The 15,422-nt window shown below is 73.0% G+C and carries 10 protein-coding genes and 4 pseudogenes; 8 read left to right on the plus strand and 6 right to left on the minus strand.

Going from position 1 to position 15,422, the window contains the following annotated elements; all coding sequences use genetic code 11:
• Positions 1-2 precede the first annotated feature (2 nt).
• Positions 3-1,652, minus strand: a complete 1,650-nt coding sequence (locus ABZ693_RS02140) for a condensation domain-containing protein (protein ID WP_359872357.1) — start codon at positions 1,650-1,652, stop codon at positions 3-5.
• Positions 1,653-1,859: 207 nt separating this feature from the next.
• On the opposite strand from ABZ693_RS02140, the gene ABZ693_RS02145 reads away from it, so the two are divergent.
• Together ABZ693_RS02145 and ABZ693_RS36140 are read left to right on the plus strand one after the other, a co-directional pair.
• A complete protein-coding gene (locus tag ABZ693_RS02145; RefSeq protein ID WP_359872359.1) occupies positions 1,860-3,176 on the plus strand; it encodes an MFS transporter in 1,317 nt (438 codons plus the stop codon).
• Positions 3,177-3,998: 822 nt separating this feature from the next.
• A pseudogene (locus ABZ693_RS36140) lies at positions 3,999-4,194 on the plus strand (ISL3 family transposase); the annotation flags it as partial.
• A 136-nt stretch (positions 4,195-4,330) separates the two neighbouring features.
• On the opposite strand, the pseudogene ABZ693_RS02150 reads toward ABZ693_RS36140, so the two are convergent.
• Positions 4,331-4,675: pseudogene (locus tag ABZ693_RS02150) on the minus strand (cation transporter); the annotation flags it as partial.
• On the opposite strand from ABZ693_RS02150, the pseudogene ABZ693_RS02155 reads away from it, so the two are divergent.
• From ABZ693_RS02155 to ABZ693_RS02180, 6 genes and pseudogenes are all read left to right on the plus strand, one after another.
• Positions 4,676-4,807 (plus strand): annotated as a pseudogene (locus ABZ693_RS02155) (hypothetical protein); the annotation flags it as partial.
• Between the two features lie 11 nt (positions 4,808-4,818).
• Positions 4,819-6,313: pseudogene (locus ABZ693_RS02160) on the plus strand (cryptochrome/photolyase family protein).
• A 136-nt stretch (positions 6,314-6,449) separates the two neighbouring features.
• Positions 6,450-7,592, plus strand: a complete 1,143-nt coding sequence (locus tag ABZ693_RS02165) for a polyprenyl synthetase family protein (protein WP_359872361.1) — start codon at positions 6,450-6,452, stop codon at positions 7,590-7,592.
• A complete protein-coding gene (gene crtI, locus ABZ693_RS02170; protein ID WP_359872363.1) occupies positions 7,589-9,160 on the plus strand; it encodes a phytoene desaturase family protein in 1,572 nt (523 codons plus the stop codon). The genes ABZ693_RS02165 and crtI overlap by 4 nt, the downstream gene beginning before the upstream one ends.
• Positions 9,147-10,142: a phytoene/squalene synthase family protein gene (locus ABZ693_RS02175; protein WP_359872365.1), complete on the plus strand. Its 996-nt coding sequence runs from the start codon at positions 9,147-9,149 to the stop codon at positions 10,140-10,142. Before crtI ends, ABZ693_RS02175 begins: the two co-directional genes overlap by 14 nt.
• Positions 10,139-11,149 (plus strand): Rieske (2Fe-2S) protein, encoded by a 1,011-nt coding sequence (locus ABZ693_RS02180; RefSeq protein WP_359872367.1) that lies wholly within the window; start codon positions 10,139-10,141, stop codon positions 11,147-11,149. The genes ABZ693_RS02175 and ABZ693_RS02180 overlap by 4 nt, the downstream gene beginning before the upstream one ends.
• An 11-nt stretch (positions 11,150-11,160) precedes the next feature.
• On the opposite strand, the gene ABZ693_RS02185 is transcribed toward ABZ693_RS02180, so the two are convergent.
• The 4 genes from ABZ693_RS02185 to ABZ693_RS02200 are packed head-to-tail and all read right to left on the minus strand — an operon-like array spanning position 11,161 to position 15,387.
• Complete coding sequence (locus ABZ693_RS02185) at positions 11,161-12,729, minus strand: FAD-dependent oxidoreductase (RefSeq protein ID WP_359872369.1); 1,569 nt, start codon at positions 12,727-12,729, stop codon at positions 11,161-11,163.
• Positions 12,726-13,472 (minus strand): class I SAM-dependent methyltransferase, encoded by a 747-nt coding sequence (locus ABZ693_RS02190; RefSeq protein ID WP_359872371.1) that lies wholly within the window; start codon positions 13,470-13,472, stop codon positions 12,726-12,728. Before ABZ693_RS02190 ends, ABZ693_RS02185 begins: the two co-directional genes overlap by 4 nt.
• A complete protein-coding gene (locus ABZ693_RS02195; protein WP_359872373.1) occupies positions 13,469-14,683 on the minus strand; it encodes a lycopene cyclase family protein in 1,215 nt (404 codons plus the stop codon). The genes ABZ693_RS02190 and ABZ693_RS02195 overlap by 4 nt, the downstream gene beginning before the upstream one ends.
• Positions 14,680-15,387 (minus strand): SDR family NAD(P)-dependent oxidoreductase, encoded by a 708-nt coding sequence (locus ABZ693_RS02200; RefSeq protein ID WP_359872375.1) that lies wholly within the window; start codon positions 15,385-15,387, stop codon positions 14,680-14,682. Before ABZ693_RS02200 ends, ABZ693_RS02195 begins: the two co-directional genes overlap by 4 nt.
• Positions 15,388-15,422 lie beyond the last annotated feature (35 nt).

Consider the following 15,422-nt stretch of genomic DNA (forward strand, 5'->3'; position numbering starts at 1 on the left):
GATCAGGCCAGGTATCCGCTGAGCCGGTCGAGCATGGCCTCGGCGAGCCGGGTACAGAAGGCGCCGGAGGTCCGGTCCGGGTGGTAGCCGATCACCAGCCGTCCGTGCGTCCCGGCGGCGGGCCAGACCTCGGCGTGCACCTCGCCGGAGACACCGGGGTAGCGTGGCCGGAAGAACTGCGACGGCAGCCCCTTCAGGGCCAGTTCGCCGAGTCCGTTGTCCTGGAGCACGAACATCGTCTGGAACATCCGGTTGCGGTCCGTGGACTCCGTCTTCAGCTGGAGCCCGGCGATCTCGGAGATCGACAGGTCCTGCGCGGAGAACGCCTCCGCGACGGCCCCGGCGGTGGCGGCGATCGACGCGGCGGGCGAGGCGTCCGGGTCCGTCCTGGGCCGCAGCGGCAGGATGTCGATGAGGCATCCCGCGGCCCGGCTGAGGACGCTGTTCCCGCGCCGGTTGACGGGCGTGCCGACGCCGAAGTCGTGCTCGCCGATGAGCTCCGCCATGCCCTGCCCGTACGCGCTCAGATACACGGCGAACGGGCTGACCCCGTGGCGCTGCGCGAGCCCCCGCACCCCGTCGGCGAGCCCGGCGGGCAGCGGCAGGTCGATCATCCGGCAGGGTGTCCCGCGCGGCGCCTCCGCACCGCCCGGGTATTCCAGCGGGGTCATGCCGTTGATCGTGCGCCGCCAGTACTCGCGCTGGGCGTCGAGATCCACGTACGGCAGATGCGCCTCCAGCGCCTCGGCCACCTCGCGCGGACCGGGGGCGGGCTCCAGGCCGGGCGTCCGGCCCTCGGCGTACGCGTTGTAGGCGGCCGACAGGTCGTGCGCCAGGACCTCGGACGAGCCGCCGTCGAACGCCACGTGGTGGACGGCGTACCCGAAGAGGGTGACGTGCGCCTGGCGCACCGCCACGAAGACCGGCCGCCACACGTCGCCGCGCACCAGCCGGAAGGGCTTGGCCAGTTCGCGCGCCAGCACGTCCTTCGCCTCCTCCTCGGTGTCCGCGAGGAACGCGCCGAGTGGCGGGGCGGGCAGGTCGGCGGGGCGGACGTACGGCTGCTCCTGGAAGAGGTATTCGGCGCTGAGGTAACGGTGCCTGCGGTGCAGGTACTCCACGGCGGCGGCCAGTGCGGCCCGGTCCGGGCGGCCCTCGATGCGCCAGCAGCGCACCGAGTGCAGCGACAGGTCGTCGGGCTTGAAGACGTGCTTCATGAACATGAAGGTCTGCGTCGGCGAGAGCGGGGCCCGCGTGTCGTCACCGGCCTCCGTGCCCTCGCCGGGTGCCGCGTGCGGCCGCCCGTCCGTGGCGTGGATCCACTCCGCGAGCCCGGCGGCGGTCCGCTGCCGGTAGATCTGCGAGATCGGCACCGGCCGCCCCAGCGCGTCGCCGAGCCGTGCGCAGATGCGGCCGATCTCCAGCGAGGTCACGCCGAGCGCGGTCAGCCCGGTGTCCCACGGCACGTCGTCGGCCGGCAGCCCGGTGACCACGGCGAGCGCGGCGGCGACGGCCGCCCGGATCTCGGGCAGCCCCCGCCCCGCCACGTCCCCGCCCCGCTCCGGACGGCCGGGGTCACCGGCCGCCACCCCCTCCGCTGCGACGGCCGCCGCGAGCGGGACGACGGCGTGGGGGCCTGTGCTGGCGGGCATGGCGGGTCTCCTCTGTACGTCTGTCGGGGGGCGGGTCCCCGGCGATCCTGCCAACGCCCGGGAACGCTTTCCAGGCAGGAACCCGGCAACTGACGGCACGCGTCCAACGGCCCTGTACTGCCGGTTCGTTGCCTGGCCGGCGGTGTTTCCCACCGGCAGCATCGAATGGGACCAGTGCGCGAAACCCACCGAGAGGAACCTGCGGGCATGCGACGTGACGGTACGGAGACGGGGCCGCCCCAGGACGATCCGCCCGTCGGCCCCCGGGTCTCGCTGTGGCGCAACAGGGACTACGTCGGCTGGTGGGCGGGGCACGGCCTCTCCGCGCTCGGCACCAGCGTCTCGAACATCGCCTTCCCGCTGCTGATCCTGTACGCCACCGGATCGGTCGCCCGGGCCGGGGTGATCACCGCCGCCACGATGGTCGGCACCCTCGCGACCACGCTCCTCGGCGGCGCCCTCGCCGACCGCGTCTCCCGCCGCCTCACCCTGATCATCGGCCCCCTGGTGCAGGCGGCGGCGCTCGGCGCGGTCGCGTACGCGGTCCACCGCGGCGACGCGGCGGTGTGGCTGCTCTCCGCGCTGGCCTGCGTGGCCGGTGCCGCGTCCGGTATCACCTCGGGATCGACGATCCCCTCGCTGCGCCGGATCGTGCCGAAGGAGCAGATCGGGGAGGCCACCGCCCGCTCGATGGGCCGGGACATGGCGGCCCGCGTCATCGGCGCCCCGCTGGGCGGGCTGCTGTTCTCGGCGGCGCGCTGGGCGCCCTTCCTGGCGGACGCGGTGTCCTTCCTCTTCGCGTCCCTGGGCGCCGCGCTCATCCGCCGCCCGCTCGGCCCGGACCGGGAACCGGGGGCGGAGCGCCCCGGCATCGGCCGGGACGTGATGGCCGGTTACCGCTTCGTCCGCGACCACGCCTATCTGCGGTTCACGGTGATCTGGATGGCGCTGCTCAACGCGGTGGCCCAGGGCTTCTTCCTGCTGCTGATCGCCCTCGTGAAGCACCGCGGCGGCGACCCGCAGACCATCGGCTTCGTCAACGCGACGGCCCTGGTCGGCGGGGTCGTCGGCGCGGTGATCGGCCCGCTTCTGCTGGCCCGGATCCGCGCCCGGACCGCCCTGCTGGTTTCCGCCTGGGTCTTCGTGGAGTCCTTCGCCGTGGTCGCGCTGGTCCCCGAGCCCTGGCAGATCGGCGCGGTGCTCCTGGTGGCGACGGCCGCAATGGTCCCGCTGAACGTGATCCTGGAGTCGTACGAGGTCCGGCTCGTCCCCGACGAGTACAGCGGCCGGGTCTCCGCCGTGAGCCGCTTCGGCATGCAGGCCCTGCAATGGACGGGCCCGCTGGGCGCCGGTTTCCTGGGCGACCGGTTCGGGGTGCAGGGCGCGGTGCTGTTCCTGATGGTGCTGATGGCCGCGCTGGCAGTCGCCCTGCACCTGACCCGCTCCCTGCGGGTGCTGGACAGGCCGGTGGACGCGGTGGAGGAACTGCCGGTGCCGGGAGCACGGGAGGGGGCGGGGGTCTGAGGCGGCGGGCGTCCGGGGCGGGCCTCAGCCCCGGTCGAGCGCCCAGCTCTGAAGAGCGTACGGGCGCCCCTTCTCCTCGCCCTCGATGAGCGGTACGCCGAGAAGCCGGAAGCCGTTCGCGGTGGCAACGGCGACGCCGGCCGCGTTCTCCGCCTCCAGCGCGCCAGGCCACTCTGCGGCAGCTGTATCTGGCCCTACAGATGACGGTGACACCGTCAGCCGCCCTTGGCGACACCCGGCTCGCGGAGCTTCAACGCGAGGCCGCCGCCGCATCGAGTGGCGCGAGTACAGCAGCCCACACGACATGGTCGGCCGGATGCTGGGTCCCACCCTCCCCGACGATGTCGAGCAGCCTTGGATCGCCCCTGTGGGCCAGCCCCTCAGCGACCACACCTTGTACTTCCACCACCTCGGCGGCCCCGTCACGCCGCCCTGACATCGACATCGGCGGCACGCAGCGGATCCCTGACGCCCCATCAGAGCGAGCGTCGAATGAGCGTCACGAGCGTCATTTCAGCGTCAAGATATCGCCCATAACGCCCTCACCGCCCATCAAGCCCACCCACAAACCCCAGGTCAGGCGTCCTTCTTCACCGGCTCCAGGATCGCCACGCACTCCACGTGGTGCGTCATCGGAAAGATGTCGGCATGAGTGATCTCCAGGAAAGCGCAGGTCAGAGACCCTTTTGGGGCTGCTCACCCTGCGCGCGGGCACCCGGAGCGTCGCACGAGCGTCACGGCCGACAGTCGAAGAACCTCTGCGACAAGGCTGACCGGGGTTCGCTCCCGCAGCACCCGCTGGGCCACCGCTACCACGCCCCCGCCGAACTCCTCACCCTCCCCGCTGTCGACAACGGCGCCAAGCACACCCAACAGATCGCAGCTGTCCGCACCGGTGGCCCTGCCCACCTACATGCCTTGCGAACGGTCTCGAACTCGGCCGTTCCGCCGTCGACGCCGGCCTCACCCTCCCGCACCACAATGGCCGCGGGAAGACGTCGGCACCCGCGCCAAAAGGACGCGGTGACCAGCGAGTCCCGCTCGCCGACGTCGTCGGGGCTGACGTCCGTCCGCGTGTATGTGTCCATCCGCGGGCCGTCATCTTCGACATGGTCGCCGTCGGCTCCCGGGGCTTGGCCCGCGACGAGCCGGTGGAGTGCCATGCACAGCAGGGTCTGCTGGGAGTCGGCGACCGCGCTGGCGGAGCCGAGTTCACGCCCGGCACGTCGCTGGGCGGCGGACAGGAACGGCATCGCCGCCAGGGAGAGGGCGGCGATGACGATACCGGGGACGGGCTCAGCCCCGCCGGTGCCGGTCAGCGCGCGGACGGCGTCAACGGTGACGTAGGCGGCGAGCGCGAAGAAGGAGACAGCGATGATCCGCAGGGTGGTCTTCTCCCTCTGCTCGCGCACGGCGTGGTCGCGGGCGGAGAACTGCCAGGCGACCGCGGCCGCGGAGGAAACCTCGATGACCGAGTCCAGACCGAAGCCGATCAAAGCGTGGACGGTAAGAAGGTGCGCGAGCCCTGGCGCCTCCCGGCGGAAGAACGCGAGGTTCTCGACTACCCGGACCCGCTCATCGACCTCGCCGACGGGCTCGCGCGCTTCAAGCACGCCCGCGGCCGCGACTGAGGAGACACGTCGTGCACTGGCCCTTCGGCGACCAGCTCGGCCCCCACTTCCTCACCCCGGGCGAAGAGGGACCCGGTCTCGACACTCCCCTGCTCATGATCGAGGCGCGCTCCGTCTTCCGCAGGCGTCGCTTCCACCGGGCCAAGGCCCACCTCGTGCTGTCCGCGATGCGCCACCGCGCGGCGGAACTGGGCGACCGCGTCACGTACGTACGGGCAGACACCTACCGGGAGGGGCTGGACCGAGCGACGCGTGGGCGTCCGTTCGGCGTCCACCACCCGACCTCGCACGCGGCCCTCCGCCTCGTGCGGTCCCTCGACCAGGTGGCGGTGGGCCCTGCGCGCGGGTTTCTGGTGCCGATGCCCGACTTCACCGCCTGGACGGACGGACACGACGGCAAGCGCCTGCGGCAGGAGGACTTCTACCGCTGGGTCCGTCGCGGCCACGACCTGCTCATGGACGGCGAGCAGCCCGCGGCAGGACGGTGGAACCTCGATCACGACAACCGGGAACCCCCACCCCGCGAGACCACTTCCCTCCAGGTCGGCCGCCCTTACCGGCCCCGCGAGGACGACATCGACGACGAAGTCCGTCACGACCTCGACCGGTGGGAGCGCGACGGGGACGTCTCCTTCGTCGGACGGGACGGGCCACGCCTGTTCCCCGCGACCCGGGCGGAGGCGCGACGGGCGCTGCGGCGCTTCGTCGAGCACCGGCTCGCCACGTTCGGACCGTACGAGGACGCCATGCTCGCCGCCGACCCCGTCACGAGCCACAGCCTGCTCTCCTCGTCTGTGAACCTCGGCCTTCGACCCCGCCGAGTGCGTCGAGCAGGCCGAGCAGGCGTGGCGCGAGGGCCGGGCGCCGCTGAACAGCGTGGAGGGCTTCGTGCATCAGGTTGCCGGCTGGTGCGAGTACGTCTGGCAGCTGTACTGGTACTTCGGCGAGGACTACCGGCGCTCCAACGAGCTTCAGCACACCGCCCCGCTGCCCGACTGGTGGAAAGACCTGGACGCGGACGCCGTCCGGGCCAACTGCCTGCGCACCGTCCTGACCCAGGTGCGCGACACGGGCTGGACGCACCACATCCCCCGGCTGATGATCCTCGACAGGCACGCACTCCAGCGCGGCTGGGACCCCGCCGCCGTCACGGAGTGGTTCCACCCCCGCTTCGTGGACGGCTACGACTGGGTCATGCTCCCCAACGTCGTCGGCATGTCCCAGTACGCCGACGGCGGCCGGATGACGACCAAGCCCTACGCGTCGGGCGGCACCTACGTGAACCGCATGAGCGACCTGTGCGCCCCGTGCGTCTACCGGCCGGGCGACCGCACCGGCGAGCACGCGTGCCCGTGCACCGCCGGCTACTGGGCCTTCCTCGACCGGCACCAGGACCTGCTGGCCGGCAACCAGCGCGTCGCCCGGCCGGTGCGGCAGTCGGACCGGCTCACCGACCTCGCAGACATATGCGAACAGGAACGCGCGCGGGGCGACGCACCACCATGAGATCCCGCCCGTTGCGCCGCTGAGGTGAGTTCGGTCGGCGTCGGGTGCCGAACGGGCAAGGAATCAGTGCATCCGTAACAGGGCACCCGGCGGAAACAGTGCCGTGCGGATAACCAAGAGTGAGAAGGGGTTGCGCATGCCTGGACTGCCGCCGATGGTGGCCCCACCGGCCGAACTCGTCGACGACCCTCTCACCGCGATCGACGCAGCGGACGCCGTCGGCACAGTCCTCGAGCAGGTACTCGACGAACGACTGCGTCACTCCCGTACCGTCGACGCCGTCTTCGCCCGGGAGCTGGCCGACCACCTCGCCACGCTGGCCGTGCGGGGAGGCAAACGGCTGCGCACCGCGTTCGCCTACTGCGGCTGGCGCGCCGCGGGTGGCTCGGGAGACGCCACAGCCGTCCTGCGCGCGGGAGCCGCCCTCGAACTGCTCCAGGCATGCGCCCTCGTACACGACGACGTGATGGACGGATCCGCACAGCGACGAGGCGCACCGGCCCTGCACGTACACTTCGCGCGCGTTCACCGGGCGATGGGCATGCACGGCCAAGCGGAGCCGTTCGGCACGTCGGCCGCCGTGCTCGCCGGTGACCTGGCGCTGGCGTGGGCGGACGACCTGCTGACGGAGACGGCACTCGGCACGCCGCACGGCTCACGCCTGCACGAGGAGTGGCGGGCGATGCGCACCGAGATGGTCGCCGGACAGTACCGCGACCTGCACGCCCAGGCCGCCCGGTCCTCCGGTGTCGACGAGGCGCTGACCATCGCCACCCTGAAGAGCGCCCTGTACACCGTCGCCCGACCGCTCACGCTGGGCGCTTCGCTGGCCGACGCCGACGAACACGTACTGGACGCGCTGCGGGCGGCCGGCCGGTGCGCCGGGCTGGCCTTCCAGCTCCGTGACGACCTCCTCGGCGCCTTCGGCGACCCGGCGCTGACCGGCAAGTCGGCCTACGACGACCTGCGCTCCCGCAAGCTCACCTACCTCCTCGCCGTCGCCGTCCGGCTCGCCGACGCCGCCGGTGATCACCAGGCTGCCACGGCGCTGGCTCCGGACGCGGACCCGAAGTCCGAGAAGGCCGTACGGCAGGTGCGGTCCGCGCTGCAGCGCACCGGCGCCCGGGACCTGGTGGAGGCGAAGATCGAGGAGCTGACCAACATGAGCCTTGCGCACTTCGAGCGCGCCGGTGCACGCCCTGCCGTGCGGCACGAGTTCGCCGCGCTGGTCTCGCGCGCGACGGGTGTGGCCCAGCGCCGTGCCGAGGAGGTCGCGTGAAGAGGGTGCCGGGGCCGACCGACCATGTCGTCGTGGTGGGTGCCGGGCTGTCCGGGCTGGCCTGTGCCCTGCACCTGCTGGGTGCGGGCCGCCGGGTCACCGTCGTCGAACGGGACGCCGGTCCCGGCGGCCGGGCCGGCCGGGTGCGACTGGGCGGCTACGAGTTGGACACTGGCCCCACGGTGCTGACCATGCCGCACCTGGCCGACGAGGCGTTCGCCGCCGTCGGGGACAGCCTTTACCGCCGCGTCGGGCTGACGGCTCTGGACCCGGCCTACCGGGCGTGCTTCGCGGACGGTTCCTCGCTCGACGTGCACACCGACGGCGAGGCGATGGAGGCGGAGGTACGGCGCTTCGCCGGACCGGCGCAGGCGGCCGGATACCGCGACCTGCGGCAGTGGCTGGAACGTCTGTACCGGGTCCAGATGCGCCGTTTCATCGACACGAACTTCGACTCGCCCTTCCAACTGCTGCACCCGGATCTGGCCCGGCTGGTGGCGCTGGGCGGTTTCGGACGGCTGGACGGCCGCATCGGCCGCTTCCTCTCCGACGAGCGCCTGCGCCGGGTCTTCTCCTTCCAGGCGCTGTACGCCGGGGTGGCCCCGGCCCGAGCACTCGCGGCCTACGCCGTGATCGCTTACATGGACACCGTGGCCGGCGTCTGGTTCCCCAAGGGCGGAATGCACGCACTCCCCCGCGCCATGGCCGACGCGGCGGCGGAAGCCGGTGCCGATCTGCGCTGGACTGCCGAAGTACGCACGCTGGAGCGCTCCGCGGACCGAGTACGGGCCGTCCACCTGGCCTCCGGCGAGCGCATCCCCTGCGACGCGGTGGTGCTCACGTGCGAACTGCCCGCCGCCTACGGGCTGCTGGGGCGGGCGCCCCGGCGGCCGGCGCGGCTGCGTCACTCACCGTCCGCCGTGATCCTGCACGCGGGAACCGACCGCACCTGGCCGCACCTCGCTCACCACACCATCTCCTTCGGCGCCGCGTGGCAGCGCACCTTCGACGAGCTGACCCGCACGGGCGAGCTGATGAGCGACCCCTCTCTGCTCATCACCCGCCCCACCGCACACGATCCCGCCCTGGCACCGCCGGGACGCCACCTCCACTACGTCCTCGCCCCCTGTCCGAACACAGCGGTCGGTCCCACAGCCGCCGCGTGGCGGGGCCTCGGCCCGCGCTACCGCGACCGCCTGGTGGGTGAACTGGAGCGCCGGGGCCTGGACGGGTTCGCGGACAGCATCCAGGAAGAGCTTCTGGTGACGCCGCTCGACTGGGCGAGGCAGGGCCACGCCGCCGGCAGCCCCTTCTCCGTCTCCCACACCTTCGCCCAGACCGGACCGTTCCGCCCGCGCAACCTCGTACGGGGGCTGGACAACGTGGTGCTCGGCGGCTGCGGTACCACTCCGGGCGTCGGCGTACCGACCGTACTCATCAGCGGCAAACTCGCCGCCACGCGCGTCACCGGCGGCACCGGTACCCGGCCCGCACGGACGGCGCCGTCCTCGACCGCGACCGACGCATCCTCCGTCCCGGCCCCGGCAGGTGCTGATGACCCGTCGTGAACTGGACGCCGCCGGGATCACCGATCCCGCACTGCGCGCCGCCTACACCCAGTGCCGACGGCTCAACGCCCGCCACGGCAGGACCTACTTCCTGGCCACCCGCCTGCTGCCCCTCGAACGCCGCTCCGCCGTGCACGCCCTGTACGGCTTCGCCCGCTGGGCGGACGACATCGTGGACGACCACGACCGCCATCGCGCGCCCGAGGAGCGCGACCGGCTGCTGCGACGCCTGGAGAGCGACCTGACCGACGGGCTGCGCGCCGGAGCGGGCGACGAACCGGTGGTCCGGGCCGTCGCGGACACAGCCGACCGCTACGACATCGGTCATGCCCTCTTCGCCGACTTCCTGTCCTCGATGCGTGCCGACCTGACCGTCACCCACTACCCCACCTACGCCGATCTGCAGGGGTACGTGCACGGTTCGGCGGCGGTGATCGGCCTGCAGATGCTGCCGGTCCTCGGTACGGTCACGGCCCGGGAGGAGGCGGCACCGCACGCGGCGGCGCTCGGTGTGGCGTTCCAGCTCACCAACTTCCTGCGCGACGTGGGTGAGGATCTCGACCGGGGCCGCGTCTACCTGCCCGGCGATCTGCTGGCCGCGCACGGTGTGGACAGACCCCTGCTGGAGTGGAGCCGGCGCACCGGGCGGCGCGATTCTCGGATCCGCGCCGCTCTGGTCGCGGCGGAGGCCATGACGCGGGGCGTGTACCGGACGGCGGAGCCGGGCATCGCGATGCTCGATCCGCGGGTGCGTCCCTGTATCCGTGCCGCGTTCACCCTCTACGGCGGGATTCTCGACGCGATCGCCGAGCAGGACTACACCGTGCTGCATCGCCGTGCGGTGGTGTCGCGTCGGCGTCGGGCGGCAACGGCCGCGGCCGGTGCGCTGCGCGTGGCCGGTGCCCGGTGGCTCACTCGCGCCGCGCACCGAGCGGCCCCGGCGGGTGGTCCGGCAGTCGAGTGGAAGGGGCCGGTGCGGTGAGTAGTCGAAGGGACGGCAAGCGCTGGTCGCCGCCGTTGCGGCGGCGGAGGTCCGGCCCGGACTGGGCGGCGCAGACACCGACTTGGCGCCAGGCGCGGCCGGCGCTCGTCGCCGACGCACTCGAGCGGGCGTCCGCCCGTCCGTCCGGCAACTGGTTCGTGGTCGGTGCCTCCCGGAACGTGCGCGCGGACGATCGCCCGTACGGCCGGACGGTCGGTGGTGTGGAGGTCGTGCTGTGGCGCTCGGAGGACGGCGAGCCCCATGCCGGTTCGGGCGTCTGCCCGCACCTGGGCGCTCCCCTGCGCGACAGCCGGGTGGTGTGCGGCACGCTGGTCTGCCACTGGCACGGGCTCGCCCTGGACGGTTCTCCGTCCGCCGGCTGGCAGCCGTTTCCCGTGCACGACGACGGCGTACTCGTCTGGGTGCGGCTGGACGCGGTGGGTGGCGAGGAGCCCACCGAGCGGCCTGTCGTGCCCGCTCGACCGGCGAGGGGCCGTGGGGTGGACGCGGTGTTCACGGCGGTAGGACGGTGCGAACCGCAGGACGTGGTGGCCAACCGGCTAGATCCGTGGCACGGTTCGTGGTTCCACCCGTACTCGTTCGTCGACCTGTCGGTGGCGCGGGAGCCGCGGGGGGACAAGGACGACGCCTTCGTCGTCGATGTCTCCTTCCGGGTGGCCGGGCGGCTCGTGGTTCCGGTACGGGCCGAGTTCACGGCGCCGGAGCCGCGCACGGTCGTCATGCGCATCACCGACGGCGAGGGCGCCACGTCCGTGGTCGAGACACACGCGACGCCGCTGACCGGGCCCGACCACGAGCGTCCGCGCACCGCCGTGGTCGAGGCGGTCGTCGCCGCGTCGGACCGGCCCGGCTTCGCCCTGGCGCGGGCCGCCGCCCCCGTACTGCGCCCGCTGATGCGCCGTACGGCCGGCCGCCTGTGGCGCGACGACCTGGCCTACGCCGAACGGCGCTGGACGCTGCGCAGCACCGGACGGTTCCCCGGCTGACCGGGCACCGGTCAGCGAGACGAGTGGCGCCCTGCGACGGCTCCGAGCGCCCGGAGCAAGGGTGAACGGCCCGCCCGGGGTACCGTCCACAGGACCTGGCCGCGCACCCCCCGGTCGGCGAGCAGGGCGTTCGCGGCCAGGAAGCCCGTGGTGGCGGCCCGTTCCATGAGGGCGACGGGCAGGTTGCAGCGGATTCCGTCGCCGGCCAGGGTCAGCCACGGATGAGGGGTGCGCACGGTGGGTCGCCGGCGGTGGGAGCCGGCCTCGAAGAGCGGGCAGTCCGAGCGCCACTCGTGCCGGGCGTCGATGATGCGCGCCTCGCGGATCTCCGGGTACACCTGGTGCAGCCGGTCGACGAGCATGTCCTGCACCTCCTTCGGTTCGGCCGCCGGGTCCACGGCGTAGGCGTGCAGTTCTACGACCGAGCCCCCGGTCCGTGCGGCCCAGCGAGCGGCCTCGCCCTCGTACCGCTCCAGGACGCTGATGTTGTCGAGCCCGCCGTAGCCGCTGGTGCCGAGGAATCCGGGCCGGTCGGCGCGGACCGGCCGGTCGAGCCAGAGCCGGGAGACGAGGAACGGCGGTGCGGTGCGCAGGGCCGCGATGTCCTCGCACCAGTCGGACGTGCCCAGGCCGGGTGACGCGCCGACGATCCGGCGCAGGCTCCCGGGGTCGAGGGCGAGCACCACGGCTTGGTGGCGCCCGGCGCCGGTGTCGGTGTGCACGTGCGCCCCACCGTCGCCGAGGGGGAGCACGCCGTGGACGGGGGTGCCGGTGCGGATGTCCACCCCGAGGCGCTGGAGGTAGTCGCCAAGCGGGTCCCAGAGCGCCTGGGGGAAGGGTTCGCCCGGTACGTCGAAGAGCAGTCCCTCGGCCGATCCGAGGAAGTAGATGTGGAACATCAGCAGCAGTTCGGCGGCGGACAGTTCGCACGGGTCGGCGAAGAAGCTGCGTGAAAACACCTCGAACGCCAGGTGGTGCGCAGCTTCCGGGAAACTCACGCTGTCCAGGAAGCCGGTTGCGGTGACCTCGTCGAAGCGTTCGTACACCTCGGGCACCCGCACGTCGAGCAGAGGCAGTGCCGCCCGGGCGTCCATGGCGGCGAGGTCCCGCCAGCCGAAGCTCGGGCTGAGGGCGACGAAGCCGAGCGCGCTGAAAGGCGGCGTTCTCGGAACTCGGGCGAAGCTGTCGGTCAGGCCGCCACTGTGCCGCAGGGGGTAGTCGGGCAGCGGCGTGAGCCGCGAAAGGGCAGGGTCGGTACGACGGAGGAGCCCGCGCAGGTTGTAGTACTGGCGGAAGAAGGCGTGGAACCCGCGGGTCATGGTCACGGAGGAGCCGTCCGCCAGCCTGGCGGGCCAACCGGAGAGCCGGCCGCCCAGTGCATCCTCTTCCTCGTACAGGGTCACGCGGGCACCCCGCTCGGCCAGCAGGGTGGCCGCGGCGAGACCGGCGATCCCGCCACCGACCACCGCGACGGACGGCTCGACCCCACGCTGGAACCGGTCCCTGCCGGGTGGCGGCGCCAGAACCTCGGCCTTGCGGTCGCGGCCTCGTCGGGCGGCAGCGGTACGGCGGGCCGTCACCGGACTCGCTCCCTTGCCGTGGTCGGGCGTGCCGGGCTCGGGCCGTTGCGGGCGAGGAAGGTGTGCACGATGCCCGTCTGCCATCCGGCGACCGGGGCGACGCGCACTCCGGTCAAGCCGGCTCGCATCAGCCGGTCGGCGAAGGCGGGGGCGGTGTCGAAGGCGATGACGCTGTGCCAGAGGTGGCGGTACAGGGCCCGGTCGCCGGTGAGCGTGCCCGCCGGGATGACGACGCCGTGGCACACCGCCGTCCACAACGCCCGGTGCAGCCGCCGGCCGCTCAGGGTGTACTCGTGGGCGCTGATACGTCCGCCCGGCCGCAGCAGGCTCCGGACGCTGCCCAGGACCGCGTCCGGGTCGGTGACGTTGCGGAACAAGTGGGCGGCGAAGACCGCGTCGAAGGGGCCCTCGCCGGCCGTCGTGACCTCCTCGGCGGTCAGGTGCAGGAACCGCACGCGTGCGGGCCACGGCTTGGCCTGGGCGCGGCGCAGCATGCCCGCCGACGCGTCCACAGCCGTGATCCGGGCCCGGGGCGCGGCACTGAGCAGGGCCCGGGTGGAGGCGCCGGTACCGCAGCCGAGGTCGAGAACGTGCAGTCCGGCGCCGTCGTCAGGGAGCCGGAGCCGGCGGGCCGAGCGCAGGAGGTCGGTGTGGTGGCCGGGGTTGAGAGAGGTGAGGCTGTCGTAGGTGCAGGCGGCGTGGTCGAAGGCGCGGGCCAGGTCGTGCTCGCGCAGGAGGCTCATCGGTGATTGTCTCCGGTTCTTGCGAAGGGCTGGGAGCGTCGGGGCACAAAGGGCAGTTCGGCGGCCGTACGAAGCATCGGCAGGACAGGGGTGCGCAGCCCGATGCCCCACTCCTCCCGCAGGGAGGTGGCGCCGTCGAGGAAGCGCAACAGGCGCTCCGCCGGGATCCGGCGGAACAGGTCAGTGAAGAATCGCGGGCCGTCGATGCGCCCGGTGTCCAGGGCACGCAGCAGGACCGCGTCCATGGCCGACGCCCTCCGCCCGTGGGGTGCGGGGATGGTGGTGCGCCCGTCGCGCAGGGCGGCGGCGATGGCTCTGCTCTGTCGCTGCACCGCCGCGAAGGTGTAGCCAGTGGCCGCACGAGTGGCGCCCCCCGCGGTTCCGACACGGAAGTGGGCGGGACCGGCCCGTCGCGGAAAGCGGGCGTCGGTCATGGGAATGATCCCCTGCTCCGCCCGTTCCACGGAGAGCGCGCCGAGCCCGAGGACGTCTCGGCAGTAGTGACCGAGAGCCGATTCGTACGCCTCGGTGGTCAGCGCGTTGCCGGAGAACTCGGTGTATTCCACGAGCGCCCGGTCCGGCGCCAGCGGCAGGACGTAGCCGAAGGCGAGTCCGTGCGCCGGCTGAGGAACCCGGAAGTCCATCAAATCCGCGACCGAGGGGTCGAACCGGTCAGTGTCGGTACGTACGAACCAGCCGCGGAAGTGCTGCAGCAACCGCGTGCGCGCCGGCGGCAGGACAGGCAGCGGCCGCGAGTCGAACACCCGCCGGGCGCGCAGCGTCAGGGACCAGCCCCCGGGCAGCGTGCACCGGACCTCCGCGCCTCCGGGCACACCGCGCACCGATTCCACCGTCGCGCGCAGGAGACGCCCGCCGTCCGAGCGGGCCAGGCGGCCGTGGACCAGCCGCTCGAAGTCGGCGGAGCGCACCATGCGGTAGGTAAACGGGGCAGGTCCGACAACGACCGGCCGGCGGTCGGCGCCGTGCAGACGCAGCACGGACCAGGACGCGCTGACCGCCTCTTCCAGGCCGTCGACGCCCGCGTCCCAGTAGCACCAGGTCCGTTCCGCGGGGCGGAGCGGACCGTCCGGCGGCTCGACCACGGTCACAGTGGCGGCGCCCTTCTCCGTCAGCCGGTGGGCGAGGCTGAGACCGGCCGCACCACCACCGATGACGATCACGTCGGAGTCCTTGGCGGGGCGGGGTGTCACCGGGCTCGCCGTTCGACGACGGGGCTTTTGTCGGGGCCCGAGCGCAGCAGCTCGGCGCCGACCTCCAGCGCGTCCGCGACGGCGCCGGCGACGTGACGCGGGTCGCCGCCCTCCGGCAGGGGTGGGGCGGTGCCCGCCACGGGGCGAGTCGCGAAGCCTGTGTCGAGATGACCCGGCCGGATCTCCAGTACCGCGACACCGGCGCTCCGTGCTTCGCGGCGGACGGCGTCCAGCCATGCGGCGAGCGCGGCTTTGGAGACGCTGTAGTCGGCCATTCGGGGCTGCGGGCGCTCGGCCACCACGCCGGTGACGGCGGCGATCGCCGAACCGCGTCGCAGGATGCCGAGCGCGGCGCGGAAGAACGCGGCGGGCGCGAGGTGGTTGACCGCCATCAGGTGCTCCGCGACCTCGTCACCGATCTCCTCGGCAGCACCGAAGGCCACCGACCCGAACGCGACGACGACGTCCAGCCCTTGGAGGGCTGCCGCCGCTTCGTGCACGGCCAGAGCGCACGACCCGGGATCGTGGGCGTCGAAGCCGGCGGTCGGGGCACTGGGATACGCCCGCGCGGTGTGGGCCAGGCGGCCGCGGTCGCGTCCGGCGAGGGCCACGCGGGCGCCCCGGTCGGCCAGTTCGGCGGTGATCGCACCGCCCAGCGCTCCCGTGGCACCGGCCACCAGGACACGGGCACCGCTCAGTTCCACGCTTCACCCCTCGATACGGCCAACGGGTTCATCCG

Origin of the sequence: Streptomyces laurentii (assembly GCF_040635425.1) — a bacterium.
GTDB classification, from domain to species: domain Bacteria; phylum Actinomycetota; class Actinomycetes; order Streptomycetales; family Streptomycetaceae; genus Streptomyces; species Streptomyces laurentii.